The sequence below is a fragment of the Cupriavidus sp. WS genome (assembly GCF_000395345.1).
GTDB classification, from domain to species: domain Bacteria; phylum Pseudomonadota; class Gammaproteobacteria; order Burkholderiales; family Burkholderiaceae; genus Cupriavidus; species Cupriavidus basilensis_B.
Genome location: NZ_AQPL01000001.1, coordinates 1 through 19347, shown reverse-complemented (window position 1 = coordinate 19347; position 19347 = coordinate 1). Strand labels below are relative to the sequence as shown.

The 19347-nt window shown below is 72.2% G+C and carries 21 protein-coding genes; 12 read left to right on the top strand and 9 right to left on the bottom strand.

What is annotated here, in order from left to right:
- Positions 1-3 precede the first annotated feature (3 nt).
- The 4 genes from K206_RS0100110 to K206_RS0100095 form a co-directional block, all read right to left on the bottom strand.
- The gene (locus K206_RS0100110) at positions 4-840 is read right to left on the bottom strand and encodes a crotonase/enoyl-CoA hydratase family protein (protein ID WP_020200372.1); all 837 of its coding nucleotides are present in this window, start codon (positions 838-840) and stop codon (positions 4-6) included.
- Positions 841-1009: 169 nt separating this feature from the next.
- On the bottom strand, positions 1010-1786 hold the full coding sequence (locus tag K206_RS0100105) for an enoyl-CoA hydratase-related protein (RefSeq protein WP_020200371.1): 777 nt from the start codon (positions 1784-1786) through the stop codon (positions 1010-1012).
- Positions 1787-2391: 605 nt separating this feature from the next.
- Complete coding sequence (locus K206_RS0100100) at positions 2392-3081, bottom strand: GntR family transcriptional regulator (RefSeq protein ID WP_020200370.1); 690 nt, start codon at positions 3079-3081, stop codon at positions 2392-2394.
- Positions 3082-3126: 45 nt separating this feature from the next.
- Positions 3127-4551, bottom strand: a complete 1425-nt coding sequence (locus K206_RS0100095) for a C4-dicarboxylate transporter DctA (RefSeq protein WP_020200369.1) — start codon at positions 4549-4551, stop codon at positions 3127-3129.
- Between the two features lie 403 nt (positions 4552-4954).
- On the opposite strand from K206_RS0100095, the gene K206_RS0100090 reads away from it, so the two are divergent.
- The 3 genes from K206_RS0100090 to K206_RS0100080 all read left to right on the top strand — a co-directional run bounded on the left by K206_RS0100090 (position 4955) and on the right by K206_RS0100080 (position 8377).
- Positions 4955-6217 (top strand): allantoate amidohydrolase, encoded by a 1263-nt coding sequence (locus K206_RS0100090; RefSeq protein ID WP_020423606.1) that lies wholly within the window; start codon positions 4955-4957, stop codon positions 6215-6217.
- A 53-nt stretch (positions 6218-6270) separates the two neighbouring features.
- Positions 6271-7539 carry a M20/M25/M40 family metallo-hydrolase gene (locus K206_RS0100085; RefSeq protein ID WP_029043045.1) on the top strand — a complete coding sequence of 423 codons (1269 nt, stop codon included), beginning with the start codon at positions 6271-6273 and terminating at the stop codon, positions 7537-7539.
- Between the two features lie 376 nt (positions 7540-7915).
- Positions 7916-8377, top strand: a complete 462-nt coding sequence (locus K206_RS0100080; protein WP_020200366.1) for a carboxymuconolactone decarboxylase family protein — start codon at positions 7916-7918, stop codon at positions 8375-8377.
- 129 nt (positions 8378-8506) lie between these two features.
- On the opposite strand, the gene K206_RS0100070 is transcribed toward K206_RS0100080, so the two are convergent.
- Positions 8507-9136 carry a GNAT family N-acetyltransferase gene (locus K206_RS0100070; RefSeq protein WP_020200365.1) on the bottom strand — a complete coding sequence of 210 codons (630 nt, stop codon included), beginning with the start codon at positions 9134-9136 and terminating at the stop codon, positions 8507-8509.
- Between the two features lie 149 nt (positions 9137-9285).
- On the opposite strand from K206_RS0100070, the gene K206_RS0100065 reads away from it, so the two are divergent.
- Positions 9286-10191: a LysR family transcriptional regulator gene (locus tag K206_RS0100065; RefSeq protein WP_020200364.1), complete on the top strand. Its 906-nt coding sequence runs from the start codon at positions 9286-9288 to the stop codon at positions 10189-10191.
- A gap of 129 nt (positions 10192-10320) precedes the next feature.
- The gene (arsC, locus tag K206_RS0100060) at positions 10321-10680 is read left to right on the top strand and encodes an arsenate reductase (glutaredoxin) (protein WP_020200363.1); all 360 of its coding nucleotides are present in this window, start codon (positions 10321-10323) and stop codon (positions 10678-10680) included.
- Between the two features lie 85 nt (positions 10681-10765).
- Here arsC and K206_RS0100055 read toward each other — a convergent pair whose 3' ends face one another.
- The 3 genes from K206_RS0100055 to K206_RS0100045 form a co-directional block, all read right to left on the bottom strand.
- On the bottom strand, positions 10766-11077 hold the full coding sequence (locus K206_RS0100055; RefSeq protein ID WP_020200362.1) for a hypothetical protein: 312 nt from the start codon (positions 11075-11077) through the stop codon (positions 10766-10768).
- A gap of 242 nt (positions 11078-11319) precedes the next feature.
- A complete protein-coding gene (locus K206_RS0100050) occupies positions 11320-11967 on the bottom strand; it encodes a hypothetical protein (protein ID WP_029043043.1) in 648 nt (215 codons plus the stop codon).
- A 48-nt stretch (positions 11968-12015) separates the two neighbouring features.
- Positions 12016-12666, bottom strand: coding sequence for an MBL fold metallo-hydrolase (locus K206_RS0100045; protein WP_020200360.1), 651 nt, complete (start codon positions 12664-12666; stop codon positions 12016-12018).
- 360 nt (positions 12667-13026) lie between these two features.
- On the opposite strand from K206_RS0100045, the gene K206_RS0100040 reads away from it, so the two are divergent.
- On the top strand, positions 13027-13836 hold the full coding sequence (locus tag K206_RS0100040; protein ID WP_043364874.1) for a septal ring lytic transglycosylase RlpA family protein: 810 nt from the start codon (positions 13027-13029) through the stop codon (positions 13834-13836).
- Between the two features lie 112 nt (positions 13837-13948).
- On the opposite strand, the gene rsmI is transcribed toward K206_RS0100040, so the two are convergent.
- On the bottom strand, positions 13949-14869 hold the full coding sequence (gene rsmI / locus K206_RS0100035) for a 16S rRNA (cytidine(1402)-2'-O)-methyltransferase (RefSeq protein ID WP_020200358.1): 921 nt from the start codon (positions 14867-14869) through the stop codon (positions 13949-13951).
- A 15-nt stretch (positions 14870-14884) separates the two neighbouring features.
- On the opposite strand from rsmI, the gene K206_RS0100030 reads away from it, so the two are divergent.
- From K206_RS0100030 to K206_RS0100005, 6 genes are all read left to right on the top strand, one after another.
- On the top strand, positions 14885-15268 hold the full coding sequence (locus tag K206_RS0100030) for a YraN family protein (protein ID WP_029043042.1): 384 nt from the start codon (positions 14885-14887) through the stop codon (positions 15266-15268).
- 110 nt (positions 15269-15378) lie between these two features.
- Positions 15379-15966: a phosphoheptose isomerase gene (locus tag K206_RS0100025; protein ID WP_020200356.1), complete on the top strand. Its 588-nt coding sequence runs from the start codon at positions 15379-15381 to the stop codon at positions 15964-15966.
- 77 nt (positions 15967-16043) lie between these two features.
- Entirely contained in the window at positions 16044-16892 is an 849-nt protein-coding gene (locus K206_RS0100020; RefSeq protein ID WP_029043041.1) for a BON domain-containing protein, read from the top strand.
- Positions 16893-17073: 181 nt separating this feature from the next.
- A complete protein-coding gene (locus tag K206_RS0100015; protein WP_020200354.1) occupies positions 17074-17421 on the top strand; it encodes a c-type cytochrome in 348 nt (115 codons plus the stop codon).
- A gap of 38 nt (positions 17422-17459) precedes the next feature.
- A complete protein-coding gene (locus K206_RS0100010) occupies positions 17460-18719 on the top strand; it encodes an NAD(P)/FAD-dependent oxidoreductase (RefSeq protein ID WP_020200353.1) in 1260 nt (419 codons plus the stop codon).
- Positions 18720-18988: 269 nt separating this feature from the next.
- Complete coding sequence (locus K206_RS0100005; RefSeq protein WP_020423604.1) at positions 18989-19318, top strand: c-type cytochrome; 330 nt, start codon at positions 18989-18991, stop codon at positions 19316-19318.
- Positions 19319-19347: the final 29 nt, after the last annotated feature.

Genomic DNA, 19347 nt, shown 5'->3' with positions numbered 1-19347 from the left:
GCGCTAGGCGGCCGGCTTGAACACCGGCGCGCGTTTTTCCAGGTTGGCGAGCACCGCCTCGCGCTGGTTGGCGGTGCCGATCAGGCGGTCCTGCTCGACCGATTCCGCCCGCAGGATGGCGGCGCCGTCGTGGCCCTCGCCGTCCTCGCCGGCGCGCAGCAGCCGCTTGGCCGCGCGGATGGCGTCGGGGCTGCGGCCGGCGATCTCGCGCGCGGCGGCCAGCGCGGCGGCGCGCGGGTCGTCCACCAGCGCAGTGGCCAGGCCGAGCGCGCAGGCTTCCTCGGCGCCGACGATGCGGCCGCTGTAGACCAGCTCGCGCAGCCGGTCCGGGCGCACCAGGCCGCGCATCAGCAGCATGCCGGCCATGTCCGGCACCAGTCCCCACTTGATCTCCATCACCGACATGCGCGTGTCCGCGCCGACGTAGCGCAGGTCGGCGCCGAGCGCCACCTGCAGCCCGCCGCCGAAGGCCACGCCGTGCACCGCGGCGATCACCGGCACCGGCAGCTCGCGCCACACCATGCAGGCGTACTGCGGCCGGTTGGAGATGCCGTGCGTGCGCGCGGCCAGCCGGCCCGCGGCGATGCCGCCGCCGGCGCCATCGGCAATGCCGGCCATGCTCTGCATGTCGAGCCCCGCGCAGAACGCGCGGCCTTCGCCGGACAGCACCACCGCGCGCAGGTCCGGCTCGTTCATGAGGCGCTGGCCGGTCTCGATCAGCGCGTCGAACATGGCGGGGTCGAGCGCGTTCATCTTGTCGGGGCGGTTGAGCCGGACCTCGGCCACGCCGCGGTCGATGGTGAGGGCGATGCGCTGCGCGCCGTGTGCGGGGTCGGTCATCGTTGTGGGCTTCCGTGTCTGGTGTCTGGTGTGTGGTCTGTGCGTACCGTCGCGCGCGGGCAAGCGTCGGCACTTGCCCTCTCCGCGGCCTGCTTGCTCCCCTTTCCCGCTCGCGGGGGGGGGCAAACCACCGGCGCATCATCGTCCACGCGGGTGTCCGCGCGGCGGCTCAACGCCCCTTGAACTGCGGCTTGCGCTTTTCCAGGAACGCCGCCACGCCCTCCTTGAAGTCCTGGCTGCCCGAGGCGCGCGTCTGCAGCGAGGCTTCGCGCTCGAGCTGGTCGGGCAGGTTGCTGTCGAAGCTGGCGTTGAGCGCTTCCTTGATGAGGCCGTAGGCGAACGTGGGCATCTGCGCGAGGTGCGCGGCGAGCCTGGCGGTTTCGGCGGCCAGCGCGTCGTCCGCGTGGACCTTCCACACCAGGCCGATGCGGTGCGCTTCCTCGGCGTCGATCTTCTCGGCCAGGATGGCCAGCGCGCGGGCGCGCATCTCGCCGGCGTAGCGCGGCAGGAAGTAGGTGCTGCCGGCGTCGGGCACCAGGCCGATCTTGGAGAACGCCTGCAGGAACGAGGCCGAGCGGCCGGCCAGCACCACGTCGCCGGCCAGCGCCAGGCTCATGCCGGCGCCGGCGGCCACGCCGTTGACCGAGGTGACGACGGGCTTGGGCATGCTGCGCAGCGCCAGGATGATCGGGTGGTAGCGCTCGCGCAGCAGCGTGCCGGAATCCTTCATCTCGCCCTGGCGCCCGGCCAGGTCGGCGCCGGCGCAGAAGCCGCGGCCACTGCCGGTGAGCACCAGCGCGCGCACGGCGTCGTCCTGCGCGGCGCGCTCCACCGCGGCGCGCAGCTCGGCCAACAGTTCGGCGTTGAGCGCGTTGAGCACGTCGGGGCGGTTCAGGGTGATGGTGGCGACGCCTTCGGCGGCGTGGTAGAGCACGGGAGAGGTCATGCTGGCATCCTTGTCGGTTGGAACGAAGAGAAACGGGTCGGGCCGGCCTGCCGGGCGCGGCGGACGGATGCCGCGCGCCGGCCGGGGCGGCGCCGGGCTTGCGGCCGCCGTCGCGGGTCGGACTGGTGGAAATCGGGTGAGGCCCGGCGCCGGAGGGGCGGGCCGCCGCTTCAGCCGCGGCGGTGCGCGGCGGGCGAGGCTGAACGGGTCATGTCTGTCTCCTGTCTTCTGCTTTTTTCTGTGGTGCCGGGCGGGGCCGGCCGGCGCCTGGTCCGGGCCTCCGACATGCTACTCCGATGCCGCGATTCGATCACGCGCATCTCAGGCAACAGGGGTGCGCATGGCGCGCAACAAGCGGGCGGGGGTAAACCTGAGGAAAGAATGGAGAGCAGAGCAGGGAGCGGGACAGGGAGCGGAGCGGGACGCGCCGCGCAAAACCGGCCGCGTAAACGAAAAAGCCCGCACCCAGGCCGGCGTGCGGGCGGGGGTCCACAGGGGGACCGCCCAGTGTCATGAAGCGCGCCCCCGCAGCTTCATGACGGTTTGAATATTGGGGCAGTCCGGCCCCGCGCGCATTGACCTCGGTCAAAAGGCCGGCGCGCCGCTCAGGCCAGCAGCGCCGTGACCAGGTCCTTGCCGCGCGCGGCGGGCAGCTCCTCGAAATGCAGGGCCGCCTCGACGTGGTTCAGATGCGCCACCATCAGCGTCACCGCGCGCTCGGCGTCGCCGGCGCGCGCGGCCTCGATGAACTCGCGGTGCTCGTCGGACGAGCAGGCGGCATCGCGGCGCGACTGGTAAAGCATGGTGATCACGGCGCTGCGCATCGACAGCTCCTGCAGCATGCCGGTCAGCACGCCGTTGCCGACCACCTCGGCCAGCAGGATGTGGAAGTCGCCCAGCAGGCGCGTGCGCAGCTGCGCGTCGCTGCCGGCCAGCGCCTTTTTCTCGGCGGCCAGATGGCGGTCGATGCGCTTGTAGTCGGCCGCGCCCGCGCGCGCCACGAACTCGCGCGCCAGCGCCGCCTCCAGGATGCGGCGCACCGCGAAGACCTCGCGCGCTTCCTCCGCGCTGGGCTTGGCCACGAAGGCGCCCTTGTCCGGCACGATCTGGATGACCTTGTCCTTGGACAGCATCAGCAGCGCGGCGCGCACCTTGGTGCGGCTGACGCGGTAGACGCTGGCCAGCGCCTCCTCGCGCAGCTTGGTGCCGGGCGGCAGCCGGTGCGAAACGATGGCCGCGACGATGTCGTCGGCGATCGCTTCGGAGGTCATGGCAGGGTCGATGTGCTCGGGCATGGTGGCGCGCCGGGGCGGCCTCTCGTGATCAGGAATGCCGAGATTCTAGCGCCCCGCGGCCGCGCCGGGCAGCGGGGCCGTCCCGGGAGTGGCCTGGTCTGCTTCGTGCGGGGCCGGAGCGAGGCCGGCGTCGAGCTCGGCCGCGTCGATGCGGCCGTCGAGCACGTCGTGCGCGCGCACGCGGTCGATGTCCTTCTCCCAGGCGGCCACCACCACGGTCGCCACGCAGTTGCCGATCAGGTTGCCGACCGCGCGCGCGATGCCGATGAACCAGTCCACCGACAGCACCAGCACCAGGCCGATGGCGGGAATCGCCGGGTGCGCCGACAGCGTGGCCGCCAGGATCACGATGGCCGAGCCGGGAATGCCGTGCGCGCCCTTGGACGTGACCAGCGCCACCGCCAGGATGCCGAGCAGGTCGCCCAGCGCCAGCGGCGTGTTGGTGGCCTGGGCGATGAACACCGCGGCCAGCGTCAGGTAGATCGAGAACGCGTCGAGGTTGAACGAGTAGCCGGTCGGGATCACCAGCCCCACCACCGACTTCTTGATGCCCAGGAATTCGAGCTTCTTCATCACCTGCGGCAGCACGCTGTCCGACGACGCGGTGCCCAGTACCACCACCAGCTCGGCGCGCAGGTAGCGGATCAGCTTGAGCACCGAGAAGCCGCACAGGCGCATCACCGTGCCCAGCACCACCAGCACGAACAGCGCCACCGCGCCGTAGAACACCACCACCAGGTAGCCGAGCTGCTTGAGCGAGCCGATGCCGTACTTGCCCACCGTGAACGCCACCGCGCCGAGCACGCCCAGCGGCGCGAGCTTGATGATGAAGCCCATCATCTTGAACAGCGTGTGCGAGAACGTGTCGATGATGCCCACCAGCGGGCGGCCGCGCTCGCCCACCAGCGACAGCGCGCAGCCGAACAGGATCGACACCAGCAGCACCTGCAGCACGTCGCCGCTGGCGAATGCGCCCATCACCGTGTTGGGGATCAGCTTGAGCAGGAAATCCGCCGTGCCCGCGCTCTTGATCTTGCCGGCGCTGTCGACGTAGGCCGCCATCGCCGAGGCGTCGAGCGAGGCCGGGTTGACGTTCATGCCGGTGCCAGGATGGAACAGGTAGGCCAGCGCGATGCCCAGCGCCAGCGCGATGGTGGTGACCACCTCGAAATAGAACACCGCCTTGATGCCGACGCGGCCCACTTTCTTCAGTTCGCCCGCGCCGCAGATGCCGGCCACCACCACGCAGAACACGATCGGGCCGATCAGCATCTTGATCAGCTTGATGAAGGCGTCGCCGAGCGGCTTGAGCTGCGCGGCGAACTCGGGGAAGAACAGGCCGAGCAGCGTGCCCAGCAGCAGGGCGATCAGGACCTGGCCGAACAGCGAGCGCGCGAAGCGCGCGAGCGGGGATTGCGGAGCGGACTGCGGGCGGCCGGAAGCCTGCCCTGGCTGGACTGCTGGGTGCATCGTTGTCTCCATGCGGCGCGTCCATGCGAAGGCTGGCGCGACCTGTCGAAAGCAGCAGGAATGCCGGCGCGCGACGCCGGCCTGGCGTGCCGTGCGCCGCGCCGGGTGCGGGCGGCGGCGCGCGCGGGAGGCCCTCCTGTTGGAGCGGAACCCGCGCAATGCGTTGTCCGGACGGGATTGTCGGCGGCGCATTGTCGGAACGTGCCGGTCAATATAGTGCATATCATTTTTGTATGCAATTTTTGAATTCACTGTGCTACCATGCATCGCACAGAATAGCGCTCTCGCCGCGAGAGCCGCGGCGCCGGCGGGACCGGCCCGGCCAGCCCCCCGGCGGCGCTGGCGCGGGGCTTGCATGTGGCGGCGCCACACCGCATTCGCGCACTTCCAGCAGGAGACACGCATGGCAGCAACCCTCACGCCCGCCCCCGGCAGCGCCGAGACCGGCGCGCGCATCATGGCCTGGGCCGACGACCTCGCCGTCCACACCGAGCAGCCCGGCCTGCTCACCCGCACCTACCTGACCGGCGCCCACCACGGCGCCGCGGCGCAGCTGGCCGCGTGGATGCGCGAGGCCGGCATGACGGTGCGGCGCGACGCCGCCGGCAACGTGATCGGCCGCTACGAGGGCGCTGCGCCCGGCGCGCCGGCGCTGCTCACCGGCTCGCACTTCGACACCGTGCGCGACGCCGGCCGCTACGACGGCAACCTTGGCGTGATCCTGCCGATCGCCTGCGTGGCCGGGTGGCACCGGCAGGGCAGGCGCTTCCCGTTCGCCATCGAGGTGGTGGGCTTCGCCGAGGAAGAGGGCGTGCGCTTCAAGGCCACGCTGCTGGGCAGCCGCGCCATCGCCGGCACCTTCGACGCCAACGTGCTCGACAACGTGGACGAGGCCGGCAAGACCATGCGCGAGGCGATGCGCGAGGCCGGCTTCGACCCGGCCGGCCTGCCCGCCGCCGCGCATCCGCGCGCGCAGGTGCTGGCCTTCGTGGAAGTGCATATCGAGCAGGGTCCGGTGCTGCTCAACGAAGGGCTGCCGCTGGGCGTGGTGACGGCGATCTCGGGCGCCACCCGTTTCATCGTCGAGCTGGAAGGCCTCGCCGGCCACGCCGGCACGGTGCCGATGGACATGCGCCGTGACGCGGCGATGGCCGGCGCCGAGATCGGCCTGTTCATCGAGCGCCGCTGCGGCGGCCTGCCCGGGCTGGTCGGCACGGTGGGCCAGTTCGGCGTGCCCAACGGCGCCACCAACGTGGTGCCGGGCCGCGCGGTGTTCTCGATCGACATCCGCGCCGGCGAGGACGCGGTGCGCCGGGCCGCGGTGGACGACGTGCTGGCCGAGATCGAGCGCGTGTGCGCGCGCCGCAACGTGCGCGCGCAGATCCGCAAGACGCACGAGGCCGCGAGCGTGCCGTGCGCGCCGTGGCTGCAGGCGCAGTGGGCCGATGCCATCGCGCGCCAGGGCCTGCCGGTGCGCCACCTGCCGTCCGGCGCCGGCCACGACGCGATGGCGATCTCCGCCATCGCCGACGTGGCGATGCTGTTCGTGCGCTGCGGCAACGGCGGCATCAGCCACCATCCCACCGAAACCATGACCGCCGCCGACGCGGCCAGCGCGGCGGCGGTGTTCAGCGATTTCGTCGAGCACTTCGCGCCGCAGCGATAAGGCACGCCGCATTCCCCCGCATTTCCCAGACACGCAAAGATCAGAGACCAGACATGACCGCACGAGACAACGTGAACCCGCTGCAGACCACCCTGACCGGCTACATCGACGCGCAGCGCCCCGCGCAGGAAGCCTTCCTGGCCGAACTGGTCAAGGTGCCCTCCGACAACCCGCCCGGCGACTGCGACGCGCACGGCCGGCGCGCCGCGGCGCTGCTCAAGGGACTGGGCTTCCAGGTCGAGGCGCACAAGGTGCCCGACGCGCTGGTCAAGGCCGCCGGCATGATCAGCGCCACCAACCTGGTGGTGCGCAAGACCTTCGGCAGCGGCGGCCCCACCGTCGCCCTGAACGCGCACGGCGACGTGGTGCCGCCGGGCCTGGGCTGGACCCGGGACCCCTACGGCGCCGAGACCGGCGACAGCGAGCACGGCCCGGTCATGTACGGCCGCGGCGTGGCGGTGTCCAAGTCCGACTTCGCCACCTACACCTACGCCCTGCTGGCGCTGATGGCGGCCGAGCGGCAGGGCGCGCAGCTCAACGGCACGGTCGAGCTGCAGTTCACCTACGACGAGGAAACCGGCGGCGACATCGGCCCGAAGTTCCTGCTCGACCAGGGCCTGAGCAAGCCCGACTACGCCATCTCGGCGGGCTTCTCCTACGGCATCACCTCGGCCCACAACGGCTGCCTGCACGTGGAAGTCACGGTCAGGGGCAAGCAGGGCCATGCCGCCATGCCGCACACCGGCGTGGACGCGATCGAGGCCGCCACCCACATCCTGCAGGCCATCTACGGCCTGCGCGCCGAGCTGGCCACGCGCAAGTCGAAGACGCCGGGCATCGACACCGCCACGCTCAACGTCGGCCTGATCAAGGGCGGCATCAACACCAACGTGGTGCCGGACCTGGTGACGTTCCGCGTCGACCGCCGCATGATCCCCGAGGAAATCGGCTTCGACGCCGAGGGCGAGATCCGCGCCGTGGTGGAGAAGGCCGCGGCCGAGCGCCCGGGCATCGAGGTCAAGGTCGAGCGCATCATCCTGGCCGAGCCGCTGTCGGAACTGCCCGGCGTGGAAAAGCTGATCGGCGCGCTCAAGTGCCGCGCCGAGGAAGTGTTCGGCGTGGAGATCCCCGTGCACGGCGTGCCGCTCTACACCGACGCGCGCCACTACACCGCGCGCGGCATCCCGACCGTGCTGTACGGCGCCGGCCCGCGCACGCTGATGGAAGCGCGCGGCCACAACTCGGACGAGAACCTGCGCCTGAACGACCTGAACCGCGCTACCAAGGTGGTGGCGCTGGCGCTGTCGGACCTGCTGGGCTGAAATCGTTTCAGGCGCGCAGCGGGTGGCGCCACGGCGCGCCGCCCGCTGCCGGCGAGGCTGTCCGCAAGGTTGCCCACGTTCCGGGCCGGCGCGCCGGGGCCCGCATGGCGCCGGCCCGGGACCCGGGCATTCCCGCCGGGTTTCCTTTCCCTGCTGCATGATGCCGATCATTCTCCGGACGAATGATCGGCATCAATAAAATTGCAGCATCAAATTCTCCAGCATATAGTTCCAGCCCGGAGCGATGTCTCCGCGGCGTCTGCCGCTTGCTCTTTATATCAGTGCTCTTATATTATGTTCGAACCCTGATATAGCCGGCCGCCATCCCGGCCACCGGACCGCAAAGGAGCAAGCCAGCATGTCGAGCCATTCCCGCATGGAGTTCACCGATTTCACCGGCATCGCGCCCGGCGTGGCCGCCGCGCTGCGCGCGCTGACCAAGGCCGTCGACGACGCCGGACTGGAAAAGCCGCTGACCGAACTGCTCAAGCTGCGCGCCTCGCAGATCAACGGCTGCGCGTTCTGCCTGCAGTTCCACCTCAACCTGGCGCGCGCCGCCGGCGTGGACGCGCGCAAGCTGGACCTGCTGGCCGCGTGGCGCGACGCCGGCATCTACACCGAGCGCGAGCAGGCCGCGCTGGCGTGGACCGAGGCGCTGACGCTGCTGGGCCACGACAGCGCCTCCGACGCCGTCTACGCAGCGGTGAGTACGCAGTTCCCGCCTGCCGAGCTGGCGCATCTCACCGCGGCCATCGCCAACATCAATGCGTGGAACCGCATCGCCGTGAGCCTGCGTTTCTCGCCGCCGGCGCCGGCGCAGCCGCGCGCGGCCGCCTGAGGACGGCGGCCGGCGCGGGTCGCGTGCATGCTGGCCGTCGGGCTCGGCTGCGCGCTCGGGCACTGGTTCCCGGGCAAGCCAAGCGTGGTTCAGGCGCTGCGCGGCCGCTGAGCGGCGTTCACGCCGCCATCACGCCGCCGGCGCGCCGGGCAGGCGCTCGTCGCCGTCGCCGAGCGCGCGCTGCATCAGCACGGTGTCGATCCACTGGCCGTGCTTGAAGCCCACCGACTGCAGCCGGCCGATGGTGCGAAAGCCCACGCGCTCGTGCAGCGCCAGCGAGCCGGCGCCCTCGCCACTGGCGGTGCACGCCACCACCGCGATCATCTGCCGCCACGGGCCGTTCTCGCAGCGCGACACCAGCGCCGCCAGCAGCGCCAGGCCGAGGCCCTGGCCGCGGTGGCGGTCGTCGATATAGACCGAATCCTCGATGGCGAAGCGGTAGGCGCTGCGCGTGCGGTAGGCCGAGGCATAGGCGTAGCCGAGCACCTCGCCGCCGCGCTCGGCCACCAGGTAGGGCAGGCCCTGGCGCCTGACCTCCGCGTGGCGCAGGCGCATGTCGTCCACGCCGGGTTCCACCTCCTCGAACGAGGCGCGGCCGTGGCGCACGTGGTGCGCGTAGATGGCCTGGATGGCGGGGATGTCGGCGGCGCCGGCGTCGCGCACGGCGAGGCCGGCGCTGCCCTGCACGGCGGCGGTGGCGTTGGCCACGGCCAGCGGGGTGGCGGAGGCGGCGGAGAGCGTGGCGAGCGGGGTCTTCATGGTGCGGGCTGGTCTGCGGGGCGGAGTCGGAACCCGGCGGGGCCGGGCGGCGTTGAGGTTGTCATATCGACGATGGCGCTACCTTACCCCGCCACGATGCTATAAAGGAAGCTTCGCCAACTTATGCCCGGCATAAGCATTTCTTTGCCATGCGCCAGCTCAATCCTGACTTCCTGCAAGCCTTCGCGCTGGTCTGCGAGCTCGGCAGCTTCTCGGCGGCGGCGCAGCGCCTCGGCCTGAGCCAGCCGGCGGTCAGCCTCCAGGTGCGCCAGCTCGAGCAGCGCTACGGCCTGCGCCTGCTGGAGCGCGTGGGCCGCCATGCCGTACCTACCGCTGCGGGAGAAGACCTGCTGGCCCACGCGCGCGGCGTGGCCGGCGCGCTGGCCGCGGCCGACGACAGCATGGCGCGCCACGCCGGCGGCGCGGTCGGGCGGGTGCGGCTGGGCACCGGCGCCACCGCCTGCATCTACCTGCTGCCGGCGGCGCTGCGCGAACTGCGCCGCGCCATGCCGGCGCTGGAGATCGTGGTCAGCACGCTCAACACCGGCGAAGCGCTCAAGGCGGTGGAAGACAACGCGCTCGACCTCGCCTTCGTCACGCTGCCGGCGGCGGGCCGCATGCTGGACATCACGCCGGTGCTGCCGGACGCCTTCGTCGCCATCGGCCCGGCCGACGGCGCGCCGCTGCCGGCCGCGGTGGCGCCGGCCGACCTCGCCGGCCTGCCGCTGGTGCTGTTCTCGCCCGGCGGCAACACGCGCCGGCTGGTGGACGAGTGGTTCCTGCGCGCCGGCGTCGGCGCGCGCCCGGTGATGGAGCTCGACAGCGTGGAAGCCATCAAGGAGCTGGTCGGCGCCGGGCTCGGCTATTCGGTGCTGCCGGGCATGGCGCTGCCGCCGGGCCAGCCGCGCGCGCGCATCGCGGTGCGGCCGTTGGCGCCGCCGCTGGCGCGCACGCTGGCGCTGGTGCTGCGCCACGACAAGCCGCTGCGCGCCGGCCTGCGCGCCACCGTGGCGGCCCTGCGCGCGCTCGCGCCGGCGCCGGACGGCGCGGCCTGACGCCGCCTGAAGCCGCCTGCGGCGGCCAGAAGCGGCCAGAAGCGGTCAGAAGCGGCTGCGCCGGCGCCGGCGCGCTTGTATAGTGCGGATTTGCGCGCCTGCGGGCGCGTCCGGACGAGGAGGACCGCCATGATCACCATCTATCACAATCCCCGCTGCTCGAAGTCGCGCGAAGCGCTGGCGCTGGTGGAGACCGCCGCGGCGCGGCTGGGCGAGCCGGTCGACATCGTGGAATACCTGAAGACGCCGCCCACGCTGTCCACCCTCAAGCAGCTTCACACCATGCTGGGCGTGCCGGTGCGCGAGATGGTGCGCGCCAACGAGGCGCCCTACAAGGAGCTGGGCCTCGACGATCCCGGCCTGACCGATGCCGAGGTGCTGGGCGCGGTGGCCGACAATCCGATCCTGCTGCAGCGTCCGGTGGTGGTGCGCAACCGCCGCGCCGTGATCGCGCGCCCGCCCGAGAACGTGGCGCCGCTGCTGGCCTGAGCTTGGCGCGGCCCCAAACAAAACCGGCCCCCGCGTGGCGGGGGCCGGCCCGGTCAGACAGACGCGGCTGCTTCAGGCGGGTCGTCTATTGAACACCCAGCCAGTGCATGGCCTCCTGACCGAAAGCGATTGCCGCCAGCACCACCAGCAGGATCACCAGCGTCACGGCGCTGACGTAGAGCGTGGCCTTGGCGACCTCGGCGTCTTCCTGCAGGGAATGCCAGTGGGCGTCGCCGCGCGTGTCGCGCGGCGCGGATGTGTCGCGGGTTGCCTCGCGGGCTCCGCTCGTTTCCCGCGGGGGATGCGGCGCGCGCGGCGAGTGCGATGAATGCGGCCAGTGCGGCCAGTGCAGCCGGCCGGCCATCTGCCTGAGGTGCAGGTCGGGATGGAAACGCATGGGCGACACCTCCTGGGCATGGCGCGCGCCGGCCGGGCATGCCGGAAGCCGCGCAGGGCGTGCACGATGGCGTGCATGACGGCATGCGTATATGGCTTGGCGGCGCGGCAGCCCTGAACTCGCGGGTTCGGGCCATATACGACTTAACTATAGGCCGCGCGGCGCAAGATGCGAGCTTCGCGTGACATGGCCCGCGGCGGCGATGCAGCGATGCGGCGATGTGGCGCGCGCTGGCGGGCGCTTCAGGCCGCCGTGTCGCCCGGGGCCGCTTCCGCGGGTGTCGATGCCGCCGCCGCTGTTGCCGCCGCCTCGCGCGCGCGCAGCTCGGCCAGCATGTTGCAGAACAGCGCGCCCTGCTCCAGCGCGTCGTCCAGCGCCACGTGGGTATGCGGCAGCGGGTCCTTCCAGGCGTCCGGCAGCGCCGGCTTGACCGTCTTGCGGTAGGGCAGGCCGGTCATGGCGAAGCCCAGCGTCTTGATGTCGAGCGCGGCCCAGCCGAACGGCGAGCGGCCGGCGAAGCGCATCATGTACCAGAACATCCAGGTGAAATCGAAGCCGGCCGGAAAGGCCACGAAGACCGGTTTGCCGGGCAGGCTTTCCACCCACTCCACGTAGCGCGTCATGGCCTGCGCCGGCGGCTCCAGGTCGCGGCGGCAGGCCGCCCAGGCCTCGGGCTGGGTCAGCCACCACTGCATCTGCGCCGGGTGGCCGGCCGCGCCCGGCAGCGTCTCCAGGTTGGCCGAGAACGTGCCGAGCACGGTCTTGTCGGCCAGCATCGCCGCCGAGGCGAACGACAGCATGGAGTGCGGCCCGGGGATCGGGCCGTCGGCCTCCACGTCGGTGCTCACGTAGATCTCGGGGCGGGTGTCGGGTGCCTGTTTCTTTGCCATGACTGGGAGAACGGGGGGCGGGGGGCGGGGAGCGGGGCGTGGCGGCGCTCAGCCCACGTCGATCAGGTGGTCGGCCACGTAGGGATTGTTCCTGCGCTCGTCGCCGAAGGTTGAGACCGGACCGTGGCCCGGCACGAAGGTGACGTCCTCGCCCAGCGGCCACAGGTGCGTGCGGATCGAGCGGATCAGGTCGGCATGGTTGCCGCGCGGGAAGTCGGTGCGGCCGATCGAGCCGGCGAACAGCACGTCGCCGACGATGGCCAGCCGGTGCGCGCGCGAGAAGAACACCACGTGGCCCGGCGTGTGGCCGGGGCAGTGGTAGACCTCCAGCGTCTCGCTGCCGAACTGCACGGTGTCGCCGGTATCGAGCCAGCGCTGCGGCTCGAACGCCTCGGCATGGCTGAAGCCGAAGCGGGTGGTCTGCTCCGGCAACTGGTCGATCCAGAAGCGCTCGTCCTCGTGCGGCCCCTCGATCGGGATGCCCAGCTCGCGCGCCAGCGCCGCCGCGCCCGCGCAGTGGTCGAGGTGGCCGTGGGTGAGGAAGATCTTCTCCAGCGTCACGCCGCGCTCCTTGACCGCCGCGTGGATGCGCTCGAGGTCGCCGCCGGGATCCGTCACCGCGGCCCGGCCGGTGGTTTCGTCGATCAGCAGCGCGCAGTTCTGCTGGAAGGGCGTCACGGGAATCAGGAGGACTTGCATGGGCGGGCGGGGAGGGACGTGGAATGTGGGTTCTGCGGGCGCGTGCCCCGGTGGTCGGCATTCATTCGTTGCCGGCTTCGTTGCCAACTTCCGTTGCCGGCCTTCGCCGCCGGCACGCGCGGTGCCGTGCATTGTAGCGTCTGGCGCGCGGCCGGATGCGCGGCGCGCCGGCGCCGGGCGCGCGTGAAGCCGTGCTCGCGTCACACCGCAAAGCCTTGCCAGGCCTGGGCTGGCGCCGGCGCCACGCGGCCACGGGTACGCGCCGGTAGCCGGCGTTTTCGCCGTTTTTCAGCTTTGTTACAGACAATTCGTAACAAAATCAAGACCATACGCCCAACTGCCTGATGCTAGACTCGCGCGATGTTTCGGTTCCCCCCCTATCTTTCCCGCCCCGGGCGGATCGCCCGTCTGTGCGTGCACGCCACATGCGCGCTGGCGCTTGCCGCCTGCGCCTTGCCTCCGGCGGGCGACGAGCAGGAGAGCGCGCCGGTCGCCACCATCCCCAAACCAGCCAAACCGGCCAAGGCCGTCAAGCCCGCCGGCGCGAAGCCGGGCGCGCAGGAGCCGGTCCAGAAGGAGGCCGGCAAGGATGGCGCGAAGGACGCCGGCAAGGACGCCACAAACGGCTGGGGCCTGTTCCGCTGGGGCAACAACGAAGGCCTGGCCGATACCGGCCCGGGCTCGTTCGAAGGCCTGCGTCCCGACCTCGGCTCGTTCGAGCAGCGCGGCATGGCCTCCTGGTACGGCAAGGGCTTTCACGGCCGCCGCACCGCCAACGGCGAGCGCTTCGACATGCGCGCCATGACCGCCGCGCATCCGTCGCTGCCGCTCGATAGCTGGGTGCTGGTGCGCAACCTGCGCAACGGCAAGGTGGCAGTGGTGCGCATCAACGACCGCGGCCCGTACCACAGCAACCGCGTGCTCGATGTGTCATACGGCGCGGCGCGGCGCCTCGGCTTCACCAGCCACGGCTCGACCCAGGTCGAGATCCGCCGCCTGTCGCGCAGCGAGGTCGCCGCGCTGGGCCCGCAGACCACCGGGCCGGACGACGACAGCGGCGATGGCGGCGACGCCGGTGGCGGCGACCTTGCCGACGCGCTCGTCGCCGATCCGCCGCCGCGCGCGGCCCGCAAGGCGCGCAAGCCGGCCGTGCGGCGCAAGCAGCGCTGACGGCGCCGGCGGCGTGATGTGGACCCGGCACGCCCGCGCTGTCAGCCTCGCCGCTCGCGCGCCGGCCGGTATCCCGATTCCTGCTCCGGCCGGCGCCCGCGGCGGTCCGCCGCTAGTCTTCCCTGTCCTCGCCGTCGTCCCCGGCGCGCTGCGCCAGCGCCAGCCGGTACAGCGCGTCGGTCGGCGCGCCGGTGATGGCGGCGGCCAGCTTGGCCGCGCGCTTGGCCGGCAGCTCGGCCAGCAGCAGCGCCAGCACCTGCTGCGCGCGCGCGTCGGGCAGGCTGGCGTCCGGCGCGGCCGGTGCCGCGCCTTCCACCACCAGCACGAACTCGCCCTTGGCGCGCGACGGGTCGGCGGCCAGCCAGGCCGGCGCGTCGCCCACCGGCATCACCGGGATTTCCTCGAACAGCTTGGTCAGCTCGCGGCCGACCAGCAGGCGCCGTCCGGCCGGCAGCGCGGCGGCCAGCGCGGCCAGCGTGTCGGCGATGCGGTGCGGCGCCTCGTAGACCACCCAGGCGTGGTCGAGCGTGGCCAGCGCGGCGATGGCCTCGGCGCGCGCGCGCGCCTTGGGCGGCAGGAAGCCGGCGAAGGTGAAGCGCCCGCCGCCGCTGTCCAGCAGCTCGCCGGCCACCGACAGCGCCGCCACCGCCGCGCTCGGGCCCGGCAGCGGCACCACCTTGTGGCCGGCCGCGCGCGCCGCCTCGACCAGCCGCGCGCCGGGGTCGGAGATGCCGGGCGTGCCGGCGTCCGAGACGTAGGCGATGCGCTCGCCGGCGGCCAGGCGCGCGTTGATGCGCTGCGCCGCCTCGCGCTCGTTGTGCTCGTGCACGGCCAGCAGCGGCCGGTGCAGGCCCACGCGCGTGAGCAGCTGGCCGGTGTTGCGGGTGTCCTCGCAGGCGATGGCGTCGGCCAGGCCGAGCACGTGCAGGGCCCGCAGCGAGAGATCGGCCAGGTTGCCGATCGGCGTGGCCACCACGTACAGGGTGCCGGACGGGTAGGACTGGCCGGCCGCCAGGGAGATCCAGTCAGTCATGCTTGAGAACTTCCGTTGAATCCATCATTCAAATCCACCACGCAGGCGCGGGGAGCCCGGGCCGAGGCGCGCGCGCTGGCTTACCTGCAAGGGCGGGGCCTAGCGCTCGTGGTTCGCAATTATCGCTGCAAAGGCGGCGAGATCGACCTGGTCATGCGCGAGGCCGACGGCACGCTGGTGTTCGTCGAAGTGCGCGAGCGCGCCAGCCGCGCGTTCGGCGGCGCCGCGGCCAGCGTCACGCCGGCCAAGCAGCGCCGCATCCTGCTGGCGGCGGCGCACTTCCTGGCCGCGCGGCAGGCCGGCGGCGCGCCGGCGGAGGCCTGCCGGCTCGACGTGGTGGCGCTGGAGCCGGGCCGGCTCGAATGGATCCGCGGCGCGTTCGACGCGGACGGCGGCTAGCGCGCCGGCGGGTGCGGGCGGGCGCGGGCGCCTGCGTCATAATGCGCGGTATCGCGCGGCGCGCGCCGCGCGGCAACATAGGCAGGGATTCAGACAAGGCCGATCGAGCCATGCATATCGACAGCATCCAGCAACATTTCTTCGACAGCGCCGACACCAAGCGCGAGGCCGCGCAGGTGATGGCGCCCCACATCGCCGCGGCGATCGAGCGCATGGTGGTCGCGCTCACCAGCGGCAACAAGATCCTCGCCTGCGGCAACGGCGGCTCGGCGGCCGACGCCCAGCACTTCGCCGCCGAGCTGATCGGCCGCTTTGAGCGCGAGCGGCCCGGCCTGGCCGCGATCGCGCTGACCACCGACAGCTCCATCCTGAGCGCGGTCGGCAACGATTACGATTTCAGCGTGGTGTTCTCCCGCCAGGTGCAGGCGCTCGGCCAGCCCGGCGACGTGCTGCTGGCGATCTCCACCTCCGGCAACTCCGCCAACGTGGTGGCCGCGGTGGCCGCCGCCAAGCAGCGCGACATGTGCGTGGTGGCGCTGACCGGCAAGGGCGGCGGCGAGGTCGCCGGCCTGCTCGACGAATTCGACGTCAGCCTGTGCGTGCCCAGCGAGCGCACCGCGCGCATCCAGGAAGTCCACCTGCTGACCCTGCATTGCCTGTGCGACGGCATCGACGAGGCGCTGCTGGGCGAAGGCTGAGCCCGCCCGGCGCCGCCGCTTTTCCGCAACCGTGCTTCATGGCGCATTTCCGCCCCACCGCTTCCAGCAAGGACCGCATGACGACTCTGCCCAACCCGCGTGAATCCCGCACCGTCCGTCCCGCCGGACGCTTTTCCGGACGCCTCGGAGGTCTCTCCCGCCTGGCCCGCACCGCCACCACGGTGGCGGCGCTGACCGTGGCCGCCACCCAGCTTGCCGGCTGCTTCCCGGTGCTCGCCGGCGCGATGGCCGGCGGCGTGACCCTGGCCACCGACCGCCGGCCCACCGGCACCCAGGCCATCGACCGCGGCCTGCAGCTCGAGGCCGAGAACACCCTGAACTCGCGCTACAACGGCCAGGCGCGCGTCAGCGTCACGGTCTACAACCGCAAGGTGCTGCTGACCGGCGAGGCCAGGAACAACGAGGTCAGGCAGCAGGTGGAGCAATACGTGCGCGGCCTGCCCAATGCGCGCGAGGTGATCGACGAGCTGGAGATCGTGTCGTCGCCGTCGTTCGCCACGCAGAGCCAGGACACCTACATCACCAGCAAGGTCAAGACCCTGCTGATCACCACCGAGGGCATTCCGTCCAACTCGATCAAGGTCGTCACCGAGAAGGGCGTGGTCTACCTGATGGGCGTGGTCACGCCGGCCGAGGGCGACCGCGCCACCGACGTGGCGCGCAATGCCGGCGGCGTGGTCAAGGTGGTCAAGACCTTCGACTACATCAGCGAGGCCGAGCGCGCGCGGCTGGACGCCGCCGCGAGCTCGCAGAACCCGCCCCCGGGCGAAAGCGGCAGCAACGTGCCGGCCCAGCCGGCGCCGCTGTCGCCGCCCGACACCACCGCGCCGGGCGCCACGGCCAGCCCCGTCACCGCGCCGGTCTCGTCGCCGGTGGCCTTGCCGCCGGGCCGCAACCTGCCCTGACGCAGCGGCGGGTACGCGCCGGCCGCCTTCGCCGGGGCCGGCGCGTACCCATTGCAGCGCCGGCCCCGGCAGCCTCCGTGCCGCGCAGCCGGCGCAGATCGATCTGCGTATTGCGCATCACATCCGCGCGCGCGATGTGATAGGGTTTGGCACGCCTCGCGGCGCCCCCCGGAGCCCACCCATGACCACCACCGCACGAGCCATCTTCGCAGCGCTGGCGCTGCTCATCGCGGCCAGCGCCGCGCGCGCGCAGGCGCCCGCCGCTGCCGCTGCCGCTGCCGATACCGCCAGCGCGCTGCGAGCGCGCAACTGGGCCGCCGCGTGCGCCGGCTGCCACGGCCCCGCCGGGCGCGCGCCCGCGGGCAGCCCGGTGCCGGCGCTGGCCGGCCGCGGCCAGTCCGAGCTAGCCGGCCTGATGCAGGACTTCAAGCAGGGCAGGCGCGAGGCAACCGTCATGCAGCAGATCGCCAGGGGCTACAGCGACGCGCAGATCGAAGCCATCGCCGGCTGGTTCGCCGGCGTGCGCTGAGCCGCGCGCTCCCACCCCTTCCCGCCAGGAGAACAACCATGCAAAGACGCGAATTCCTCGGCGCGCTCGCCGGCACGGCGCTGCTCGGCGCGCAGGCCGCGGCCGCCACGCGCGCGGCGAAAGTGGTGGTGGTCGGCGGCGGCTACGGCGGCGCCACCGCCGCGCGCTACCTGCGCGAATGGAGCGGGCACGGCATCGAGGTCACGCTGGTCGAGCCCGAGGCCAGCTTCGTCTCGTGCCCGCTGTCCAACCACGTGCTGGGCGGCGGCAAGGCCATCGGCGACATCACGCTGTCCTACGATGCGCTGGCCGCGCGCCACGGCGTGAAGGTGGTGCGCGACCACGTCGGCGCCATCGACGCGGCGCGCCGCGTGGTGCGGCTCGGCGGTGGCGCCACGCTGCCGTACGACCGGCTGGTGCTGTCGCCGGGCGTGGAAGTGCTGTCCGGCGAGATCCCGGGCCTCGCGCAGCCCGGCGGCGAGCACATCCTGCATGCCTGGAAGGCCGGCGCGCAGACCGTGGCGCTGCGCCGCCAGCTCGAGGCCATGCGCGACGGCGGCACCTTCGCCATCACCATCCCGCTGGCGCCGTACCGCTGCCCGCCGGGCCCCTACGAGCGCGCCTGCCTGGTGGCCGACTATTTCCTGCGCGCCAAGCCGCGCAGCAAGGTGCTGATCCTCGACGCCAACCCGGACATCACCTCCAAGGGCGCGCTGTTCAGGCAGGCCTGGGCCGCGCGCTATCCGGGCATGATCGAGTACCGGCCGCAATACAACACCGTCGACGTCGATCCCGCCACGCGCACGCTCAAGTTCGACGTGCAGGACGACGAGCGCGCCGACGTCATCAACCTGCTGCCGCCGCAGCGCGCCGGCGCGATCGCCGTGGCCAGCGGCCTGGCCACCGCCAACGGCAAATGGTGCGAAGTGGATTTCCTCACCTTCGAGGCCAAGGCCGCGGCCAACATCCACGTGCTCGGCGACGCCATCCAGATCGCGCCGCTGATGCCCAAGTCCGGCCACATGGCCAACCAGCACGGCAAGGTGGCCGCCGCCGCCATCGTCGCGCTGCTGGCCGGGCGCGAGCCCGACCCCGAGCCGCTCTACAACAACACCTGCTACAGCTTCACCTCGGCGCGCGAGGCCATCCACATCGCCAGCGTGCACCGCTACGACGCGGCGCAGCGCACCATGCTCACGGTGCCCGGCTCGGGCGGGCTGTCGCCGGCGCCCAGCGCGCTCGAAGGCAGCTACGCGCAGGCGTGGGCCGACGCGATCTGGCGCGACATGCTCGCCTGAGCGCATCCGCCGTCCCATCCGCGGCTTCATCCGCTACCCCACCCGCCGCGCCACCCAACGCCCCGCCCGCCGCGCCAACTGCCGGCTCCGCGCCCGCCGGCCGGCGCGGCATCCCCCGTTGCGCGCCGCGCACCGTGGCCGACCGGATCTTGAGGCAAAATAGCGGGCTGGCCGCTTCCGTGCCCGGTGGGGCGGCCGGCATGCCCCCCGCGCCCCCGGGCGCGGCACATCGCCGTCCCCACGGCTCACATGGATTCGGAGCGAAAAACATGAAGCAGTTTGTCATTGCAGCCCTGATGCTGGCCTGCGCGGCCTCGGCCAACGCGGCCGTCGATGCCGCCAAGGCCCAGGAAATCGCCAACAAGAACGCCTGCATGGGTTGCCACCAGATCGACAAGAAGCTCGTCGGCCCGGCCTACAAGGACGTGGCCGCCAAGTACAAGGGCGACAAGAACGCCCTGGCGACGCTGACCAAGAAGGTCAAGGGCGGCGGCGCGGGCGTGTGGGGTCCGGTGCCGATGCCGGCCAACGCGGGCCTGAGCGACGCCGACCTGAAGACGGTCGTGGAGTGGGTGCTGGCCGGCGCCCCCTCGAAGTAAGGCATTGCCCGGACCGGCCGCGGGCGGGC